Below are 20,320 nucleotides of genomic sequence, written 5' to 3' on the forward strand. Positions count from 1 at the left end.
TGCTGAACGCCAGTTTCTAAACGACAAACGATAGGCAGGGTCTGAACACCGGTTTCCAATTTACAAACGATAAGCCGGTGCTGAACCCCGGTATCTAATCGACAAACGATAAGCCGGTGCTGAACCCCGGTATCTAATCGACAAACGATAAGCCGGTGCTGAACCACGATATCCAATCTACAAACGATAGTCGGTGCTGAACGCCAGTTTCTAAACGACAAACGATAGGCAGGGTCTGAACACCGGTTTCCAATTTACAAACGATAAGCCGATGCTGAACCCCGATATCTAATCGACAAACGATAGCCTTGGCCAGAACGCCAGTTTCTAATCAACAAACGATAGTCGTTGCTGAACATCGTTATTTAATTGATAAACGATAGTCAGATTTGAGTAGGATCTAATCTGTTTTTGGCTCTATAAATGGATCTATAGGGGAGAAAAGAGCAATGGTGATCATAATTCGAACAAATTCATACTGTTACAGTATAAAGCGTTCTTCACCGTGTAAAAGTGTGAGCCTGGTTTGTATATTAGTGACGGTGAAATAGGTATAGCTCAAAGCGGACTTCGTCGTGTAAAAGTGTGAGCTTGGTTTGTATATTAGTGATAGTGAAAATAGGTATAGCTCAAAACGGTCTTCACCGTGTAAAAATGTGATCTGGGTTTGTATATTTGGTGGTAGTAAAAATCGGCAAAGCTCAAAATGGTCTTGACCGTGTAAAAATGTGTGTTGTGTTTGTATATTGGTGGCAGCAAAAATAGGTACGCTAACATGGATCAGCTGAAGTACCTCAGCAACGCATGGTGAGTTTAAACTGTACCGATGTGATTTCCACCGAGGGACTTTGTCGTTCCAGGAAACCTGTCTTCGCATAGAACTCTAAAGTGATAATCATCATTAGCTACCGGATAGTATCGGAGAGCATGAAATCTCATAAAATGTATTAAAGTTTTTTATGATTAATAATCAACCAAACCACCACATTGGCGGTCAAGAACTTTCGTGGTCGCATTTCCTATCACGGAAATGCTCCATTCTCTTTTAGATCTGAAACTCATTCACAGGATGTTAATGCTGGTTTTCGATACATTACCTTGAGCTAATTCATGTTCTTCTAAATTAGTAAAGTTACTGACACCCTTTTGTCTCAAAATCGTGTCAGGCTGCGGGTAACCGGGCCTGTGATCACCATGCGGTCACAAGTACATACAATTAACCGAATTATGTTGATTTATCCTTAAAAATCATAAAATTATGTTCTTAGCGTACAATCTTTTCCGAATCATCGAGTGACCCCAGGATTAGCATCTCCAACAGGCCTAAATTGGCATCAACCAGGCTTGGTTAGACCCATATGACTAAAATATCTGGCTCAGTCAGATTCATGTGATTCTAAGATTGTCATCTGGGACGATTTGCCAGGATTCGTGTGAATTATGAGGATCATCTTAACCCAATCAACAATTATAATTATGCTCTCTGGTTAACAAACTTAATTAGCTCATCAGTTAGCAGCTTATGCTCAGCGTTAATTTTTGCTAGTAAAGCAGCCGCTTTCGTAATATATGCAGGAGTGAGCTCTTCTATTTGTGATAGCGTGTACATTCTACGCAGAATTCGTCCCATATACTTACCGAGTACAATACCAAAGCAGCGTTTTGACATTGTATTTCGCCAGCCTTCTTCGTACGAACTATCATCAAATAAATCCCCAAAAGCACAAAAATTGAAATCTCCGATTACGATCCGTCCATTGTTGCAGGCCGTTTCAGGGTAGTATTGAAAGACTTCGTCACGATCTGACGGATTGACATTCATTATCAATTTGACGCTACCGAGAAAGTCGTTTTCAGCGGGGTATTGCTCTATAGCAATACCGTAGGTTTGAGTATCAAGACGGTAAAAGCGTACATCTTTTTTAGACTTGCCGCTACGCATCTTTTTAACGAAATCAATGATCTTTTCCATCATCTCATCCGTCGCCCCTTCTTGCAGAAGTTGGTTTAATATTTGATACCCCTCAAAAGTTAATGAATATGAGCGAAATAGTGGTGCTGCTGTGTCTTGATGTGGCGCAGCCGTCAGAGTAAGTAAATCAAAACCACGATCACCAACCTTCATAACGCCAGCATCATCAAAATCATCATTAAACATATCTTCATCTATGAATTCATCGCATTCCTCAATGATTGGATAATTTTTAATACGCTCATCAAACAAAAATGTGCTCGCGAATTGAAAAACAGGAAGTGCATCGTCGCCTTTTGCTTCAACGGTTCTGTAAGCACGATCAGAGTAGCCGATTAATTTTGCCATTTCAGCTTGCTTCAAACCCAACTGAGCGCGACTTCTGATTGGTTTTATCGTCCTACAACTCATAGCTTTCACTCCAAAAAATAATTGTGGGAATTTGAATGCTTACGATTCTAGATGATAAAAAGAAGAGTGGCAAGGTCAATCGGCAAAATTTGCCTATTGCATTCAAATGTGCAATATTTGCCGCTTGTTTTTTTGTGGCTTGTCTAATAACACCGATGTCTGCAGTTGAACGATCTCATCAAGGCGGTATTACTGTTTTATGTGGTTGACAAAAGTTAAATTTTGCAAGATTATACTGGTTGACATTTCACACCAAATGCAAAGTTTTGGCTTTGCCGCATTGATTATTAGAGGGTTTATGATTTCAAATCTGCCATCCGAATTTGCAGAAGACTTAACAGATGAACGACTTCACTTGATTTGCGAGCGTGTTCTAGATGCCGTTCAGGACGGCATTAATGATAGCAGCACAGAGAATGATACACGTTGGACTCAAGGTTGCTTGCGTTACGGCAGGGTACAAGGTTTATTCCAACAACTTACTTTGGATAAAAGTTTGCCTTGGGTGAGTCTTGCTAATGCAACGATGGATTTTACGTTCAAGATCGGCAACACGCCTATTCAGTATATTTATGATGACTACGAATGTCCTAAAAAGGGACATCGTCTTAAGCCAAATTCTGTTGAGAACATGCAGCTAGGCTTTGATTTAGATAATGAACGTTCTATTGAAGTTGTTGCTTGGCGTTTGTTCGTAACACAAGATTTGGAAGATGAGTTCCCTGATTTAAAGGCAACTTTAGTCGGCTATGATTTAAATCAGAATCCTTTATGCATCTGGCATAACGAAGATACAGCCCATGCTCCGGTTTATGCGGAACGAGCTGAGGCCGTAGAGTTACCTGAACCAGCACTTGTTCGCAAAAAAAGCGAAGACGATGTAATTGATGAAACAGACTAATTTATTTTCACAGAATCATGCTGGCGAAAGCTACAACTGTGATCAACTAAGACTAGCAAGGCTTGCGGCAGGGAAGTCGCTTGTCGAGCTTGGTGAAGCTCTAGAAGTAACTCGACAATATGCTCATAAGCTTGAGGTTGGGGCAACCCCATCCGATGAGCAACTTGCCAAGCTAGCAGAATTATTAAAAGTTTCAGAGAGCTTTTTCTTTAGTGCTAGAAAAAGACCTATTGAAATAGAACAATGTCACTTCCGAAGCTTAAGAACTTCAACACAAACTCTGAAGAAAACGGTTATGTCCCAAGTAGAGATGTTTGACGATCATTTCGTCAGACACCTCGAAGAAGAAATCGATTTTCCTGAAATTAGGATCCCAGACATAGGCGACACTGATATTAGTTCAGTAGCTCAAATTGAAGGTTTAGCAGAAAAATTCAGACGTGATCTCGGTTTGGGGCTAGGCCCGATTTCTAATATGATAAAACTGACTGAAGTCATTGGTTGCCTGGTTCTTAATATTAAAGAAGTCGACGATAAAGTTGATGCTTTTTCATTGTTTAATGGTAGGCCCCTTATTGTCAGAAATACCGCGAAACAAAGCCCATGTCGATTACGTTTTGATGTCGCGCACGAGTTAGGCCATTTGGTCATGCATCAAGGTGTTGAAACCGGATGTAGAAAAACAGAAGAGCAAGCCAATAATTTTGCTAGCGCATTTCTTATGCCGAGAGCATCATTTAGTGCTGAATTTCCTAGAATGCGGGGACGTAACTTCAACTGGGATGCTCTTAGTGAGATGAAATTAAGATGGGGTGTGAGTTACAAAGCTCTTATTTATAGAGCCAACAAACTTGGTTTAATTACACCTGAGAAAGCTAAATCAGGTTTCACATACCTTAATAGAAGTGGCCAAACAAAGGTTGAAGAAAATGATGATAAACTTTCATTAGAACAACCAAGTATGATACAGAGTGCTATAAACATGCTTGACTTCTATACTTGGAAGACACTTCTTAAAGCAAGTGGACTAACAGAAGATATTCTAATTAATAGATATATGTTGAGTGTTCCAAAGGCACATTTAAGGTCTGTATAAAACCATTTTTCAAAAAGAGCTCAGCAAGCTACATTGTTGAGCTTTTTTTTTGTCCACAATTTCAGTGACTAAAAAGTAGGGAATGATGTGGATAAGCTACTCTAGGGCAGGTGTTGTGGGTGACCTGGTGAATGCAAGAGCGGAGAGTTAGTTCAATACACTGATTTAGTGTAAAATGTCGTCCTAATTTTCAATTAAATAACTGAATTATGAGCGACACATTTAAAGTACTGCTAAATCTTAGATCACTACGAGCAGCTGCTCGTGACGAATTCACACTTGAACAGCTGCAGGAAGCGCTTGAGAAGCTTCAAACTGTAGTAGCTGAACGCGAAGAAGCAGAAGCTGAATCTCGTCAGGCAGAAAAAGAAAAAGAAGAAAAACTAAATGCTTACCGTGAAATGCTGATCGCTGACGGTATTGACCCAGAAGAGTTGCTAGCTACTTTAGCCGGCTCATCTAAACCAAAAGCTAAGCGTGCTCCTCGCCCAGCAAAATACAAGTTCACTGATGAGAACGGTGAAGAAAAAACTTGGACAGGCCAGGGGCGTACCCCTTCAGACCTGAAGCGTTTGTTAGATGAAGGCAAATTACTAGATGATTTCCTGATTTAATGTGAGGGGCCCCGGGAGCGGGGCCCTTATGACATTACTCTGACTTTTTTGTTTTTATCGCAATGATTAGGCGTGCCAGTGCGCCAATTACTGCTGCGATTGCAATCAACAATTGTGTTAACTCGCTCATATAACTACCTACGTTTGTTTTTGTTGATAGCAGGATAACCTGAGCGATAAAAACACGATTCAACATTTTTTTGTTTTTTCATAAAACAACGCCAAATCTAATAATTGGACAGCAATCAGTCAGTTATGGCATCATAGCGTCTGGGATTTTTGCACCCTGTTAGCCGCCTACGGCGAAGATCGCATCAGATCAGCAAATCGACAATATACTACCTTTATTCACACAATTTTCATTGGGTGTGTTGGCGGCTGCACGCAAATACCTGAATGGAGATTTGTAGAATGTCAAAACACAAAGCAGACCAAACCGATCACCTTCTTTTCCCTTCTGGCCGAAATGTTAAGTCTTGCCGAGCCGATGCTAAGAAGCTCAAAGCGGCGGCAAAAGCTAAAGGTGAAAAGCTTAGCTACTCAAAAGCACTTGATCTCATCGCTGTCCAGAATGGCGTCAATCTAAGTTGGCACAAAGCTATTGCTCAGATAAAAGCAGAAGCTAGTTCTCCATCTCTGCCTCTAGTTGAAATAGTTCGTTCGCCAAGCCAGATGGTCTCATCCACAACTATGCCTGGTGTGCTAAAGGCTGGTTGTGATTATGAATTGGTAAACTACATTGAAACATTGCCAGAAGTAGCACTTCCTAAGCATTTTGAGATGTTAGTTCGACAGCCATTTGATTTGAAAGGTATTGATTTTCAAATCAAATACGGCATCAGAAATGAGCAGGGCTATGTGTACAGAGTTATCAATGTATCTTCTCCTGCTCAGCATATTTTGCTAATGAAAAAGCTCGAAGAGTTTGGTTTCTTCAGTGTTTCAACGATAAATCACAAGGCTAATGAAAAAGAGTACAACCTGGTATTCGCTGTAAATGAAGAATTGCACATACCGGAATGGGACGGCTCTAGGCCACCAGTTACACTAACTAAGCAGCTGATGAGAGAACTAGTCGATTGGTTGTTTTATTTAGATAGTGAGCCGCCGATCGACAATAATGATGATTTTAGAAACTTGAGAATCAATCGGACAAATTGGACGTTTGATATGTGTGCGATCTACTGGAAGTTTGCTGTGGAGCTTACAGGAGAGCCACTCGACGAGGAACCATCGCAAATAGTTGAAGACATAATTAGATATACCACCAAATGTGCTGTTTCTAGGTTTAATTCAGAGTACGATCGGCTGTATATGTAGTAGTTTCCAAGCAAGTTATGAGCCCCGTTGATAATTGGGGCTTTTAATACCTACACCTGTTCAGACCGATATTTTTGCTGGATCCTGCATACCTGTGAACGGCTATATCCAGTTGCCTCTGCGGTTTCAGCGATGCTTAACCCTTTATCTTCTCGGAAGTACTTAACCTTTCTGTGTTTATCTTCGTCAGCTGCGCGGCCGCGATATTTTCCGAGCTCTTTTGCGCGTTCTTAATAGACATGATGGTCGCTCCTTTTCATTGAATTAAGCAGTAACAACTTAATTTTGGTGCATTGACGCCGTTGGAGGGGCGTCCATCACATCACTACAAAGTACATTCTTCCTCCATGAGTAATAACGCCTGCAATAAGGTGTGCCACGATGAACTCACCAAACACACCGGACTACATACCAATACAGCCGAGTGTAACGCATGACCTTGATTGCTTTATGTGGATTTAGCGACTAACTTTAGTATGCCATATTCGGATAGGCTCCTCAGTCGCTTCATCAACACTATCTGTTGCTGGTTCACTAAACAATTTTGCTGCAACTGCCAAAGATGCTTCATTAGAGATACCAACGCTTGTTTCAATGTAAAATTCATTGAGCTTTTTTGGTAACCCTTTCGTAAATTTATTCCTCACCCACACATAGCGAAGATTATTTGTTGAGTGTTCAATTTGGGCGCTAGTATGCTGGAACGACAAAGTCCCTCTGTAATCCTAATCTACATAAACCCAATTAAATGGCCAAAATTCACTTCCTAATCGATAGCTTTCCTGAACAGTTAGCATAGACTGCATCACAAACCCTTCTTGATGCGTGTTAATAATGGAATTTCTGCTTCTGATCTTGGCCATAATCGTGATTCAGCACTTCACTTACCGTTCCCCGTTCGGCAAGCCACTTGTCTATATCACTGGAATCATTGGCGTTCCGGTGCATGAGTTTGGGCACTTTATATTTTGCAAATTGATGGGGAAGAAAGTGACCAAGGTTTGCTGGTTCCAGCCACCAGTAAATGGCACCCTCGGGTATGTCGAGTACCTTACCTCCAACAGTTTGACCGACATGCTTAAACGTGTGGTTATCTCTTTAGCCCCACTTGTATCAGGAACGGTTGCTATTTGGGGGATCACACAATGGTTCGGTTTCTCACTGCCGACCAACGCCGAGGCACTTGGCCAGTACATAGTGGACAAAACTACAAACATAGACGCTGGATGGATAGTTTATTGCTGGCTGCTCAGCTCCATTATGCTTCATATGTTGCCGTCGTGGGCCGACATCAAGCAGGCTGCCCTCGGCGTTACTTCACTCGCGTTCTTTCTAGTCAGCATTGTGATTGCCGGTTTTTCCACATCATTGATTGTCCTGTATCAGTTTGTTGAGCCAGGAGTAAACTTTGTTAAGTCTCAGATGTCTCTAGCAATTTCACTTATATTGCCTATTTTTTTAATACTGATGTCGTTAAATCTAGTCACTTTCTTGGGGTATCGCCTTTTTTCACGCGGCCGTTGATGTAGGACTGTGACAACAGCAATTACATTCAATGAGGTGAACTATGAAGAAATTTACAATGATTGCATTTGCCCTGGCCCTTGCTGGTTGTAGCTCAACGCCGGTTGAGCAGCACTATGCACGTCAGCAAGCCCAACAGGAAGCGAAGGAAGAACGAGTAGATTCGGTCATTGACAGTACCCCAGAATGGTATGTCACCGTACCGCAGCCGACAGATAACGGCTTTTATGCCGCGGGCACATCCACCAGTTCTACACTGAAGTTTGCTGTAGCCAAGGCAAAGATGGATGCCGAGTTTGCACTGGCAAAGCAATACCAGCAGTTGATTTCCGGTAACGAGCGCAGCTTTAGCCGAGAGAGCGGTACGGGTGACAACCAGCGTCTGCAGACCGAAGCGGAGCAAACCATCGACAAGCTTGTTAAACAGGCGGATTTATCAGGCTACGAAGTGGTTGATAGCAAGCTGTTGAAGGAAGGGGCGACTTATCGCTCTTATGTACTGGTTTTTATGCCTTATGACACGAATAACCAAGTCAAACAGGCACGAGACAACTCGACACGCATCGCCGCCCAGCAGGCGTATGACAACCTTGAGCAACGCGTCGATGCAGGCAATTAATCACCAGCTCACAACCGGCAGCCTGTATGTGGTTTGCATGTACCAGCTGCCGGAGCTTTTTCCCTGGATGGACTGGCCAGGTTTGATCGTAGCCTTGATTGCGGCATTACTCCCCGATGTGGATCACCATAAATCTCGCGTTGGTCGGCTGGTTCCCTTTATCTCGATACCTCTACACGCTTTGCTCGGTCACCGCGGTGCATTGCATAGTTTGCTCGCTGCCGTTGGGCTATATTACCTGGCGCAGTCATTGTCCCTGCCTTACATCAACGCTCTGGTTTTTGGTTACTTGTTGCACCTTGTTGGCGACATGGCTACCAAGGCTGGTGTGAACCTGTTTTGGCCGTTTGGTCAGCGATATCACTTGCCACTGAAAGTTGCCCGTAATGGGCTGGTGGAGTGGTTAACAACGGCGAGCTGTGTGTTGCTGATGGGATGGACTGTATGGACGAATTAACTGGAAAGGAAATCAAATTAAATAACACAGATACGCCTGCCTGTTCGGGCGCTTCGTACCTTGTCACATTCATTAATGAGTGACTCAGGCGATCAGGGTACAGAGATTATGTATTGATATAAAAAAGAAGTATCGTAATTGAAATAAATTAAAAGATAACGAAAGTAGTATGTTGATAGGTAATAAAAAACAAGATGTAAAAAACGTCAGAAATAACTCATTTATAAATTAACCCAATTTAAAATCATGTCTGAATCACAGAAATAATATTTATGTATTATTCATCGCATCAATGAATTGGCCGGGTCTTATCTATTTGCCGGATGGTTTGGGTGGCTAATCAATGTTAATTAACCAAAAAGATGCCTGAGCTCTTTATTCTTGCAGTGGAGTATTCCCTGGATATCACTTTGAAGTTCTCTGACTCGATGCGCGGAGCATTTCACAGCATCGGCAATCTCTTTGACTTTATCCCCTTCCGACAACATTTTGACAATATCAGCATCTTTACCGTCAAGCCCCAATAAAAAGCGACAAGCCTCGTCCGTGACTCCAAACTTACGAGCATTACGTAGTCGAGGCTCGGTCAGCCTATCGATCATCGACAGGACATCATCACCGGATTGGTTAGGGCAGTAGCATTCAATAATGCCAGCATATCGCATTAATTTATCAACAAAAGGACGGTCAACATATCGGCTGAGGGAATAGATCTCTGCCTGCGGATTCCTTCTAACAAAGTGCTTAATTTCAGTGAGCGCCATGAGTATTGGACCATGGTCTAAATTGACAATTACCGTATCACATTGTATGTGAGACGATAGTTCATTCATATCTTTTGCAATTACAACGTTTAAATCGCAGTTCTTGTAATGAATACGGTCTTTTAATAGGGTTCCAATACAGCCATCATCAACAATTACAATCGTCATATTATCCCCAGTATGTTGAGCAGTTGCGGTCAGAATTCTTTCGAATGAAATCCCAAACTCGCATGGTACGGAGTAAGTAGTTGGTTTTATACTTGATGGTTTTACTGTTGTAGCATCCGATTGCCTCCCATATATTTGAGTCCACGGTGTGATGGCGGAGGCATTGTTTGAAGATATCTGCGCTGATATTTATATTAAGTTGAGTGTCGTATGCAACATCACGCCATGTTTTACCGGGATAATTCTTTTCAATAAACTTAGCATGAATAGTATTAATTTGCGCAGGACCCAAATCCCAACTTTTATTTTTATTAAGAACGGCCGTTCCCTTTTTACCACCCTCGCTGACTACCAGCAGATTCAAGTAGTCTCTTGGCACACCTTTGGCTTTTGCCGCCTTGTCAACCGCGGTACAGCGCTCGTAGTGCGAGATAGGTTCTGTAGGTAGCTTCTCTACCGGTGTATCTAAAAACATGCCCATAGTCCTGTTATTCATCAACAGAGACTAGTGTTAACCATCAGGACGCAAAAAATACCGATTAAACAAGCAAAATTAGCCCACTAATTAGTCACTCATCTCTTCATGGCATCCAGACTAACGATATGCAATCAACAAGGAGCAAACCGTTATGCCAAGGTTAAAAGCATTGTCGAGCAATCAGGTGCGTCTAGTATGTGGGTTAGTGGCCGGTGTGGCGCTGTATTCGGGCTACGCCGTGTCGAGCAGCGACTATTTAACCGACAAGGTTGTTGGTAGCTATATCAAGTGCCAAACCTCGTTGCTAAATAACAACGTTGATATCGGTTCATGTGAAGCGATGCTCAATGCCGTTGCCAAGGATGCGAACGTGTTGCCGTCTTATATCACTGTTGAGGATGTTTACAGCCTGGATGCCAAGGTGCGCGAAGTTAATGACGCGATGCGTGATATTTCCGATATCACCGGTGGCAAAATGATCCAGCTACCCAGTGGTAAGTACCACCACATCAAGCCGAACTGGCTGGTCGTATACTTTTCATGATGAGAAGTATCGCAATATTTGCTTTGGCTATGGTGATGTCCTCTGTATCGCAAGCCAAAGTGGTAGAGCTAGAGTATAAGAGTGCCCAAGGGCAGGGCATCGAAGCCGTGTCTTCACAGATGATCCTCCCTGCACATAATGATCTTTTTGTCATTTCAATAGCTGGGCTTGATCGTAAATTGCGCACTGTTGTCTACAACGGTGACCAGCTGGTCTACTTCGTGCCCCTAAGCCGTGACGCTGATTTTCCCATTAAAATTGAGACCACAACCATCCACCCTGGGCAGACCCGACAGCTAACGATTGATCTTGGTGAGAATGGCTCACAGGCGATGCACATTCCAATCGAAACGGTTTATGCGGCAGAGGGAGAGGCCGAGATCATGGTTGAGGTGCCGCAGCTGACGAGTCGATATGACTAGCTGGCTGCGGCCGTTAATGATTTGGATGCGCGCTGGTTAGACTAAAGGCTAAACATCAACTCAATTGGGCGGTGGTCGGGACGTTGGCTATCGTCCATGCAGTATTCCGGCTCTGGGAAACGGATGGTTGAACTGGCTGTTAGCTCCTCCCCGTTGGCAATGAAAGCAAAGTCGAGAATGCTGTTATAGTCCTCATGGCAACCAGATTTAATCAGTTCTTGGGGTTTTACCCAAGTGAACACATCATCTTTAGTGAATAACTTAAATGCAGTGTTGGTTTCGCCGGTTGTTACTTCAAAATCAAAGTTGTAATCGCCCATTGCCACCACCGGGTACTCTGATGTTTGTGCCCATTCATTGAGCTTGCGTGCCTGCTCTTGGCGGCGATCGGCATGCTTACGATCAAAGTGATTCACCATGAAATAGAAGGTATCGCTTGTCCGATTATCCTTTAGAAGCACAGCCAGTGGGGCACGGGAATACTTCCCCGGTTTAATGTTGTTAAGTTCGAGGGTTTTTATTAGAGAGAACTTGTCAGTGTTATAGAGAATGGCGAGGCTGTCAGTTGATTCTATCGCTCCTGTTGTGGCCACCCAGTGAAAATGAGCACCGGCGAGCTGACTTGCTGCTTCTGCAAGGGAGTGTTGCCAACTTATAGTAACTTCAGATAAAGCATAGATGTCGGCTGGGCCCAGTTGTTTGATGTATTGGGTTACTGTGTTTAGTTCAGCATCTGGCTTATAGCCGCCTTCGATGTTATAGCCGATAGCCCGGTAATCAAAATCACCGGCAAGTGCCGCGCAAGGTAGCAGGGCAATTAAGAAAATTCTTTTCATATTAAGCACCTTTGTGAATATACAGTAATAGTGATACACCATAATTTGGGCAATACGAGAATCATTTCATGAGGTTCATTCCAAAGTCGTTCAGTGGTTTTGTGCAGCCAAAAGAGCAATGAGGTTTGGGGAAGTGGGTGAGGTATGGGGTGTTTTATGGTATACTGTAACAGATTGATCTAATTGACATATGGGGAAGCATCAGGTAAGCTGCACTGCGCATTGCGTAGCTTGCTAGGCAGCTTACCTGATGCTTCCCCTCCCTTGATTAAGTTGTTGATATTAAAGGTTTTTTTGATATCAAAACGCTTTCCTGACAGATTCAGGCCCTCCAGTCTCTTTTTAAGAACTTTTGCGCAATTTTTCATCACTTTCATCTTCATATATATAGCCTCCGATGGGTCAATAAATGCGTTGTTCGGCAATTGCTGCCTAACCTTTATTTTACCAAAAATCACCGATATTTTGAACAAAAACAGTTAGTTATATCTGTTTTATCTGAGTGGTCAGCACGTAACATGTGACGCAAAATGGTGTGCTTAGCTACCTGTTAATTGATGCAGCGAATGATGTATATCCCTATGAAATTTCTATGGGGTATTCATCATGCATCATCCAGCCAATCAGCTCCTTGGTTTGTGCCTGACAGCGCCACAGTCGGTCCCCGAAATCCGAGAACAGATTTCGCTGAACTGGGTAAACCATCCGATCCTTAAAACCTTGTTAAAAGCAGTGTTTGAAATGGATACCAAAGGGCTGGTGGTTGATACGGCATCGCTTCGTCAAGCAGTCAGCCAGCAGCTGGATTTGGTCGCTGTGGATCAGCTTCTTTCTGAGTGTCTTAGCGTCAGCGTGTCGATTGACGCCGTGGGCACTTACATCGACCAGTTAAATAGCTATTACCGTGCGCAGGAGCTATCGGCAGGCCTGCATATCTGCATTAACGATCTCCAGAACGGTATTGACTGCGATGAGGTTATTGCCCACAACAGCCAGCTGCTTGGCAAGGTCGAAAAGCAAGCTGCGGGTAGTGGTTGTATGACGCTGACCGACGCTGTAGCCAAATCCATGGATAACCTTGAATTGGTGCTCAGTGGTGAGGGCTCCCTGGGGATCCGCAGTGGGTATGACATGCTTGATGCTGACCTTGGCGGTTTCCGTCCGGCTGACTATATCATCGTTGCCGGACGGCCATCCCATGGCAAGACCACATTGACGCTCAATATGATGCTCAATACCTCTTACCTGGCTGATGATCCTTTTCTGTTTTTCTCGCTGGAAATGTCTGGTGAATCCATTGCAGAGAACGCGATGGCCAATCTATCCAGTATCCCATTGAATAGCCTGAGAAACGCATCCCTGACCGATGAAGAGTGGGGGCGCTATTCCGACGCGGTAGGGCGTGTTAACGATTATAACTTCCTGATCGATGACACCATGATGCCGGTTGAAGACTTGTGCCGTCAGGCCAGGGCCGTTAAACGTGAGCATGGAAAGCTCAGTGGTATCGCAGTGGATTACATCCAGCTGCTGACTTCAAAAACCCTTAAGACTGACAATCGAAACTTAGAAATCGGTGAGATCTCCCGTCAACTGAAGGCACTGGCAAAAGAGTTGGATTGCCCTGTTTTTGCTTTGAGCCAGCTTAACCGTAGCCTTGAACAGCGAACCGATAAGCGGCCAATGAACAGTGACTTGCGTGAGTCCGGTTCACTTGAGCAGGATGCCGATATCATCATGTTTATCTACCGGCCTGAAATGTACGACCCATCTGACCGTCCCGGTGAAGCCGAGATTATTGTCGGCAAGGCCAGAAAAGCCGCCATTGGTAGCTATAACCTGCTCTTTGAAGGGCAGTACTGTCGGATCAAGGACAATGCCAACCGCATGGTTGATACCAGTGCTGTTCCAACACCGCCGAAACAAAAACCGCTGGCTGAAGTCTATGCGGGAAAGTCGTCGGTGACGGACAGCGAGAAGAGTGGTGCAAATGGTAAAAGCCGCGGGATTGATTTTATTAACTAACCCGTTAACGGGGTCTTTATTTAATTTCAACAGGTCACAGTGGGGGTCTTGAATGAGCGTAAAAGCCATTGATCTTTTTGCTGGTGCTGGTGGCACTTCAGCCGGCGCTAAGATGTCGGGCGTTAACATTGTTTGGGCAGCTAACCATCATCCAGTTGCCGTCGAGTATCACGCAATTAATCATCCAGATACGATCCATTTATGCCAGGATCTGCAGCAGGCTGATTGGTCTCTGGTTCCTGAGCATGACATTGTGTTTGCCAGTCCCTGCTGTCAGGGCCACTCTCGTGCTGCCGGTAAGAAGCGAAAAACGAAGAAGGCGGATCAAAGCAGATCAACAGCATGGGCTGTTGTGAGCTGTCTGGAATCACACAGATCACCCATCGCCATCATTGAGAATGTAAGTGACTTCCTTGACTGGGAGCTATATAAGCCTTGGGCCAGCGCCATGCAAACACTAGGTTATGCACTTTCTATCAATCATGTAAATGCGGCAGATTTGGGTGTACCCCAAAGCAGGAATCGGTTGTTCATTGTCGCCACCCGCTCGAAGAACCCGATCACATTACAGTTACCCAAACGTGAGCATGTAGCGGCGCGTAGTTTTATTGATACCAATATGGCTGGTCATGAGTGGGATCTAGTGGCTAACCGGGTAGAGGCAACAAAGAGGCGTATCCGTAACGGCCGTCGCCAGTTCGGTGAGATCTTTCTTGATGCGGCTTATGGAACAGCAAGAAGCGGCCGCTCTATCGACAAGCCCCTTGGGACGGTTACAACCAACAACAAGCACTCCTTAGTCATCGGTGACAAAATCCGTCCACTGAACATTACAGAGTTGGCGGCAGCCCAAACTTTTGAACCTTATTATCAGTGGCCTAAGTCGAAGACCCTGACAAAAATGATGATAGGGAATGCGGTTCCGCCATTAATGGCCAAAGAGGTCACAACTGCGGTTCTAAAAGCTGCTTAACTTGGAAAAATGAACAGATGGAAGTAAAAGATGTTACTAACATTACTCCAGAAAACTACCCGCTTCGTCCGTACTGCGCTCAACCAATCTTTTATGGAGCAGTCATTATCAGAGACAGCGAAACAGGAGTAATGGTATTGGCGCATTCTGGCTGTGCATATTAGGTGATCTTTGGCTTTAATTATCCATAAAAAATCGTTACGTGGTAATAAGTTGGTATAATGTATACTTATTTCGTCAGGAAATGGATACTTAAAGATAAATGGCGCTTGAAATGATAATTAATTATCACTTGGTTAAAGTGATAGATGAGGCTGATGGACAGAAAGAGCAAATCGAACTCTTGGGTACTGAAAGGTCTGAAAAAATTACTCAGGTGTTATTTCCTGACACACGTAAAGATATCGCATCGGTCTCACTAACAAAGTGTTTCGAGGGTACTGAAAATCATCGCTGGAAAGTATTACGTGTTGAACACGGCAATGATTATCAGATAGATGTCTATCTAGAGCCTCGTAAAAGCTCACTAAGAGAAGAGTTTTTACTTAAAACACGGTCAAAACTATCAAATAAACAGCATATAAGTAAACGTATTCAGCGAGGCACTTTGGTTGAAGTTGAATTTGGGTACGAGCAAAGTATAAAAAAGAGCTGCGGAAAGCTGGCTTCGAACAAGCGATACCCAGATATGCTGCATCGTGGAGAGATGCATAAGCGGCGTCTTTGTATCGTCCTCGGCCTCAAAGGTACAACAGTTCGTGTTGTTCCTATTTCATCACTAAAGCAGGACTTATCAGATAAAACAATCTTTGAGCTATCTTATGAGTCCCTGGAAGCACTTACAGCCTACAATGACGAAGATATTAGGAGTTATGCTCTCTGTGGGATGGCTCAGACTGTTTCTATGTCGCGGGTATTACCACCAATGTCAGTGAACATTCATGGTAAAAAAGAGGTAATATACCGTAATTCAAAATACCCGCATCGTTTATCTAAGCTCGATGAGTCTTCTCTAGCAACAGCCTTAAACTATGCTGTTGGTTGCGGTGATTATGAAGAAATAAAAAAACAGAGACATAAGTACTTTACTGACCGACTTCAGCTGCTTAATGAAAACAAAGAAAATCAAGAAAGATTAACTCTTCTGGGAGGACAATTAGCTACAAATAAGACTGAGCTAGAAGCCCTTCGAGAGACGAAGAAGCAGTTTGACGCATTGTTTGAAATCATGGTTGACTGGAAAAATCAGATCTCGCAAAAAAACATAAATGAGCTCGAAGAGGAAATTCGAGAGGAAATTCGCAATTACATGGAACTGCTTGAAACTGACTGATTTTTACTAATTCAAGTTGACTTTAGGCTTTTAATACATATACTGAAATTAACAGGTGGGGAGTAAATGAAACGGCTTCATCCCTGCGACGCGCAGATTCTACTAAAGTTGAAGTGCTTGCCGATAAATTGAACGATTGTGAAAACCTCCCTTTGGGAGGTTTTTGCTTTTTGGGGTAAAACTAACTATCACAACCCTCAACCAGTTTAGTCCAAACATCAAAAGTCCTATCATTTCTTCATTTCCTCATCACATTCAACCCATGTAATCATCTCTTCCATCAGTCCTACATCGACCTGGCAGTCAATCAGCAACCCTCTTGTTGTCCCAGACTGATTCTCACCACCACCGATATCACCCATCCCTCGCATCTTGAGGTCAGCATCGGCCAGTGTGAACCCGTCGGCATGATTGACCAGCAGATCAAGCCGAGCCTTGGTATCGGGCCTAATGTCACGGGTTGGCAGTAAATCACAGTAACCGGTTCCTCCCTGGCGAGCTACGCGACCGCGGATCTGGTGCAGGGTGACGACGCCGAGGTTTTCCGGGTTTAGCACGACGACATACATCAGCCCAGGGATGGTGATCCCGACTTCGACCAGGGTCGTGGCCACAAGCAGCTGCGCCGGTCCTTGCTTAATGGCATTGAGCGCGGTTTCGTTGTCGGTCTTCGACAGCCCGCCATGACTCAGGACGACTTTGCCCGGATAGAATGCCGACCAGTCACGGTAGAGCTGCTCGGCGTCAAGGCGGTGATTGTTGGGGGAGTTTTCGCTTTGCTGGGAGCTGGTGTGCTTCTTGGTACAGATCATCAGCACCTTGCCGCCACTGTCAATGACGGACTGGGTTCGGCTGATCACCTTGGCCATTTCGTCGTGCTTGAACAGCGTCGTCACAACTTGTCTGTCATTGTGGTATTTGGTGAGCCGGTAGAACGGTAAAAAACCAAACTGCATCATGGCTTGCGTGCGCGGAATACAGGTTGCCGAAGACAGCAGCAAGTGGGTTCTGCCCTCGGTGATCAAGGTATCTTCTTTCTGTTCCAGCCCCAGCTTCTGTTCTTCATCGCACCACAGCAAGTCCAGTTCGACGTTGTTATGGTGGTGCAGGAGGGCCGTAGTGCCGATCACCGCCGAAAACTGTTCGTCCAGATCCCCAATGGTGCGGTAACCCTGCTGGCCAAAGTTCTTTTGCTCTTGTTCCGACAGCAGGAAGTGGATATTGAGCTCTGGCCAGAACTGGTCGATTTCTTGGTAGATCTGGGCGCCGAGTACCAGGTTAGGCACCATGATGGCAGCTCGTCCGCCGGCCGCGACTACGGATTTGACAACCAGGCTGGCCACAACGGTCTTGCCGGTGCCGACATCACCCAGCAGGACCGATTTTGGGTGTCGGTCGTTGACGCCATGGAGGATACCGCTCACTGCCTGGGCCTGCTCATCAGTCAGTTGGTAAGGCAAGGTGTGGCTATATGCCTGCCAGTTACTTGAGACTTGAAGAGGGTGGGCAAGGCGGGGGGATGCCTCGGTGTCGTTGAGTAACAGCAGGCACATCAGGCGCTCCATTACCTGCCTGGCTAATTCAGCGTCCTGACGCGAGCCGGGATAATGCAGCATCTCAATCACCCGCTCCAGGGTAAGGCCTTGCGCGTTTAGGAGTTGCCGCAACTGGCCTGGAGAATAGCCCAGTTGCGCAATTTTCTCGCGGATTGCAGTGACGGTTTCAATTAGCAGCTCATCAAAGTTATCTTTCAGCCACTGGTGGAAGCTGCCCTGGAGTTTCTTAGGCAGCTTGTAGTTGGCGATGATCTTGCCCTGTTGGGTTATTGGTACTGGCTGCACGCTGTTGAGGTAGGTGTGGTTATTTTTGGTGTTTACTACCGCTTTCACTGTCACAACCTTTTCGGCGTGCTCACGTAGCCATGTAGCCAGCTCGGAGTCATTCGAGGTAAAAACGCTGAACCGTACGGCGTGGTTGTTTGTATCAATAATAGAGCCTGAGAGTACCGGGGACTTGCGGACAAAATAACTGGTAAGGTGAGAGCTGAGCAGGCCGGTAAATACGACGGTCTGACCATGCGCTATCAACCCTGCGTCTGAGATTGGGCTCATGAAATCATCATAGGAAAGCGGGATCTTCAGCAATACTTGCCATCGTTCAAGTTTTAGGGCTGAGAAAACATCCATATTTACCTCGCGTTTAATTTTCTACTTTACCTTACCCAATGAGATGGTGACGGGGTCGTCTTCATAGAACGGTTTGCTGATAGTGACCTGCATTTCGTTGTGCTCGAGATTAAAGCCAAAAACCTGGCTTTTGGACTGTGCTATAAAGTCATACCGGCCCTGGTTGTCATCGTGGTAGGTTACCGGGTAATCATGTCCATGCACTGTCAGTGTTTCGTGTCCGACAACCATATCAAAAGGGGCGTCGCCTTGGTGGTTTGCCCACTGCCCAATGGCATCGTCCTCAATATTGCTGCTTGGCCAGAAAATGACGGCACCGGCGATTGCTGCGATCCCAACCGCGACCTGTACTCTAAGTTTCTTGTTAATCATAGTCTTACTCTTATGCGATGAATTACAAAATACTGGATGTACATCAGATTGACATTCTCCTCCCTCGTTACCTCGGCACTTCAGGGTGGATTTCCTGTTTCATCGCGTATTGCTTTAGATTCAGATGAACCTCAAGTCTTACTTACGCTCCACAGGCTAACACTGCCTGCCCGGCAGCTTTGATATTAAGAGCGGCGTTGGTGTCCCTATCCAGTTCTGATTTACATTCTGGGCATTGCCAATTGCGTTTATGTAGCGGTAAGGAATCGACAATATGACCACAGCAATGGCAGCGCTTAGAGCTCGGATACCATTTATCAATCTGGATAACAGTTCTGCCGTACCACTCAGCCTTATATATAAGCTGGCGCATAAACTCCCCCCAGTTGGCATCACTAATGGCTTTAGCCATTTTGCGGTTCCTGACCATATTTTTTACTTGCAACGATTCACAGCTAATCACTTGGTTTTCGTTTATTAGTTGGGTCGTCAGTTTGTGAGTGAAGTCTCGTCGGCAATCAGCGATTTTGGCCTGAATACGCACGACTTTCTTTCTAGCTTTATAGAAGTTAGCGGAACCTATGTGCTTTCTGGAAAGATTGCGTTGCGCCGATGCCAACTTCTTCGCGTACTTGTCTGTATAGCGGGGATTACCAGATTTAAACCCATCAGAGGTAACAACCAGGTCTTTCAATCCCAAATCAATACCGATTGTTTTCTTGCTAATTGGAAGTGGATTGGGAGCGAATCGGCACAAACACGAGACAAAGTAGCGACCCGCACAGTCTTTACTGATTGTGATGGTTGAAGGTTCGCATGGCAGTTCTCGACTCCATTGCACATTAAGAGGCTGCATGGTTTTGGCTATATACAGTTTACCGTCGATATATCTAAAAGCAGCTTTAGTAAATGTAGCGCTTTGCTTACTACGTTTTTTCTTAAACAGAGGGTAGCTAGCGAGACCGTCAAAGAAATGTTTAAAAGCGTTTTGTTGGTTTCTGATTGCTTGCTGTAGTGGAACGCTAGATACATCATTAAGCCAACAGAATTCGGGGGCTTTTTTTAGCTCAGTTAATCGGCTGGAGGCTGTGTTGTAGTTAACTTTGACCTTGTTATTTCGGTAAGCATCAGTTCGCCACTGTAAGATTGAGTTATAGATAAACCGTACACAGCCAAAAGTCTTCTCAAGTAAGGAGACCTGTTCTGGTGTTGGGTAAAAGCGGTATTTATAGGCTCGTTCTTTCATGTAAGCAGGAATACATCAGTTTTTATGTAAAGTTACCCCATGGTTAACACGGCGTACCC

At 44.6% G+C, this 20,320-nt stretch carries 20 protein-coding genes and 1 pseudogene; 12 read left to right on the forward strand and 9 right to left on the reverse strand.

All coding sequences use genetic code 11. The annotated features are described in order from the left end of the window. Positions 1 to 1,474: 1,474 nt before the first annotated feature. Positions 1,475 to 2,320, reverse strand: coding sequence for a hypothetical protein (locus Q0852_RS21975; protein ID WP_299022191.1), 846 nt, complete (start codon positions 2,318 to 2,320; stop codon positions 1,475 to 1,477). A gap of 262 nt (positions 2,321 to 2,582) precedes the next feature. Here Q0852_RS21975 and Q0852_RS21980 point away from each other — a divergent pair, with 262 nt between their 5' ends. From Q0852_RS21980 to Q0852_RS21995, 4 genes are all read left to right on the forward strand, one after another. Continuing rightward, positions 2,583 to 3,284, forward strand: a complete 702-nt coding sequence (locus tag Q0852_RS21980; protein WP_299022193.1) for a hypothetical protein — start codon at positions 2,583 to 2,585, stop codon at positions 3,282 to 3,284. Beyond that, positions 3,271 to 4,380 (forward strand): XRE family transcriptional regulator, encoded by a 1,110-nt coding sequence (locus Q0852_RS21985; RefSeq protein WP_299022195.1) that lies wholly within the window; start codon positions 3,271 to 3,273, stop codon positions 4,378 to 4,380. Before Q0852_RS21980 ends, Q0852_RS21985 begins: the two co-directional genes overlap by 14 nt. Positions 4,381 to 4,589: 209 nt before the next feature. Beyond that, a complete protein-coding gene (locus Q0852_RS21990; RefSeq protein WP_299022198.1) occupies positions 4,590 to 4,994 on the forward strand; it encodes an H-NS family nucleoid-associated regulatory protein in 405 nt (134 codons plus the stop codon). A gap of 411 nt (positions 4,995 to 5,405) precedes the next feature. Then, on the forward strand, positions 5,406 to 6,314 hold the full coding sequence (locus tag Q0852_RS21995; protein WP_299022201.1) for a glyoxalase superfamily protein: 909 nt from the start codon (positions 5,406 to 5,408) through the stop codon (positions 6,312 to 6,314). Between the two features lie 50 nt (positions 6,315 to 6,364). Here Q0852_RS21995 and Q0852_RS22000 read toward each other — a convergent pair. After that, a pseudogene (locus tag Q0852_RS22000) lies at positions 6,365 to 6,475 on the reverse strand (helix-turn-helix domain-containing protein); the annotation flags it as partial. A gap of 673 nt (positions 6,476 to 7,148) precedes the next feature. Here Q0852_RS22000 and Q0852_RS22005 point away from each other — a divergent pair. The 3 genes from Q0852_RS22005 to Q0852_RS22015 are packed head-to-tail and all read left to right on the forward strand — an operon-like array spanning position 7,149 to position 8,914. After that, on the forward strand, positions 7,149 to 7,838 hold the full coding sequence (locus tag Q0852_RS22005; protein ID WP_299022204.1) for a hypothetical protein: 690 nt from the start codon (positions 7,149 to 7,151) through the stop codon (positions 7,836 to 7,838). 43 nt (positions 7,839 to 7,881) lie between these two features. After that, on the forward strand, positions 7,882 to 8,457 hold the full coding sequence (locus tag Q0852_RS22010) for a hypothetical protein (RefSeq protein WP_299022207.1): 576 nt from the start codon (positions 7,882 to 7,884) through the stop codon (positions 8,455 to 8,457). Further along, entirely contained in the window at positions 8,420 to 8,914 is a 495-nt protein-coding gene (locus Q0852_RS22015) for a metal-dependent hydrolase (protein ID WP_299022210.1), read from the forward strand. Before Q0852_RS22010 ends, Q0852_RS22015 begins: the two co-directional genes overlap by 38 nt. Positions 8,915 to 9,264: 350 nt before the next feature. Here Q0852_RS22015 and Q0852_RS22020 read toward each other — a convergent pair whose 3' ends face one another. Beyond that, complete coding sequence (locus tag Q0852_RS22020; protein WP_299022213.1) at positions 9,265 to 9,846, reverse strand: hypothetical protein; 582 nt, start codon at positions 9,844 to 9,846, stop codon at positions 9,265 to 9,267. A gap of 1 nt (position 9,847) precedes the next feature. Then, positions 9,848 to 10,321 carry a lytic transglycosylase domain-containing protein gene (locus tag Q0852_RS22025; protein ID WP_299022218.1) on the reverse strand — a complete coding sequence of 158 codons (474 nt, stop codon included), beginning with the start codon at positions 10,319 to 10,321 and terminating at the stop codon, positions 9,848 to 9,850. Positions 10,322 to 10,475: 154 nt separating this feature from the next. Between Q0852_RS22025 and Q0852_RS22030 the strand changes: the two genes are divergently transcribed. Both Q0852_RS22030 and Q0852_RS22035 read left to right on the forward strand, forming a co-directional pair. After that, the gene (locus Q0852_RS22030; RefSeq protein WP_299022221.1) at positions 10,476 to 10,868 is read left to right on the forward strand and encodes a hypothetical protein; all 393 of its coding nucleotides are present in this window, start codon (positions 10,476 to 10,478) and stop codon (positions 10,866 to 10,868) included. Further along, positions 10,865 to 11,290, forward strand: a complete 426-nt coding sequence (locus Q0852_RS22035; protein WP_299022224.1) for a hypothetical protein — start codon at positions 10,865 to 10,867, stop codon at positions 11,288 to 11,290. The genes Q0852_RS22030 and Q0852_RS22035 overlap by 4 nt, the downstream gene beginning before the upstream one ends. 41 nt (positions 11,291 to 11,331) lie before the next feature. On the opposite strand, the gene Q0852_RS22040 is transcribed toward Q0852_RS22035, so the two are convergent. Together Q0852_RS22040 and Q0852_RS22045 are read right to left on the reverse strand one after the other, a co-directional pair. Further along, positions 11,332 to 12,126 carry an endonuclease/exonuclease/phosphatase family protein gene (locus Q0852_RS22040; RefSeq protein ID WP_299022227.1) on the reverse strand — a complete coding sequence of 265 codons (795 nt, stop codon included), beginning with the start codon at positions 12,124 to 12,126 and terminating at the stop codon, positions 11,332 to 11,334. A 179-nt stretch (positions 12,127 to 12,305) separates the two neighbouring features. Beyond that, on the reverse strand, positions 12,306 to 12,509 hold the full coding sequence (locus Q0852_RS22045) for a hypothetical protein (RefSeq protein WP_299022230.1): 204 nt from the start codon (positions 12,507 to 12,509) through the stop codon (positions 12,306 to 12,308). A 223-nt stretch (positions 12,510 to 12,732) separates the two neighbouring features. On the opposite strand from Q0852_RS22045, the gene Q0852_RS22050 reads away from it, so the two are divergent. The 3 genes from Q0852_RS22050 (at position 12,733) to Q0852_RS22060 (ending at position 16,457) form a co-directional block, all read left to right on the forward strand. Continuing rightward, positions 12,733 to 14,151, forward strand: a complete 1,419-nt coding sequence (locus tag Q0852_RS22050) for a DnaB helicase C-terminal domain-containing protein (protein ID WP_299022233.1) — start codon at positions 12,733 to 12,735, stop codon at positions 14,149 to 14,151. Between the two features lie 52 nt (positions 14,152 to 14,203). Then, positions 14,204 to 15,124 carry a DNA cytosine methyltransferase gene (locus Q0852_RS22055; protein WP_299022235.1) on the forward strand — a complete coding sequence of 307 codons (921 nt, stop codon included), beginning with the start codon at positions 14,204 to 14,206 and terminating at the stop codon, positions 15,122 to 15,124. Between the two features lie 262 nt (positions 15,125 to 15,386). Next, the gene (locus Q0852_RS22060) at positions 15,387 to 16,457 is read left to right on the forward strand and encodes a type II toxin-antitoxin system PemK/MazF family toxin (protein ID WP_299022237.1); all 1,071 of its coding nucleotides are present in this window, start codon (positions 15,387 to 15,389) and stop codon (positions 16,455 to 16,457) included. Between the two features lie 230 nt (positions 16,458 to 16,687). Here Q0852_RS22060 and Q0852_RS22065 read toward each other — a convergent pair whose 3' ends face one another. From Q0852_RS22065 to Q0852_RS22075, 3 genes are all read right to left on the reverse strand, one after another. Next, complete coding sequence (locus tag Q0852_RS22065) at positions 16,688 to 18,568, reverse strand: helicase-related protein (protein WP_299022240.1); 1,881 nt, start codon at positions 18,566 to 18,568, stop codon at positions 16,688 to 16,690. Positions 18,569 to 18,664: 96 nt separating this feature from the next. After that, positions 18,665 to 19,015 (reverse strand): hypothetical protein, encoded by a 351-nt coding sequence (locus Q0852_RS22070; RefSeq protein ID WP_299022243.1) that lies wholly within the window; start codon positions 19,013 to 19,015, stop codon positions 18,665 to 18,667. A 142-nt stretch (positions 19,016 to 19,157) separates the two neighbouring features. Then, positions 19,158 to 20,261, reverse strand: coding sequence for an RNA-guided endonuclease TnpB family protein (locus Q0852_RS22075; protein ID WP_299022244.1), 1,104 nt, complete (start codon positions 20,259 to 20,261; stop codon positions 19,158 to 19,160). Between the last annotated feature and the right edge of the window lie 59 nt (positions 20,262 to 20,320).

Source organism: uncultured Photobacterium sp. (assembly GCF_947502415.1).
Classification (GTDB): domain Bacteria; phylum Pseudomonadota; class Gammaproteobacteria; order Enterobacterales; family Vibrionaceae; genus Photobacterium.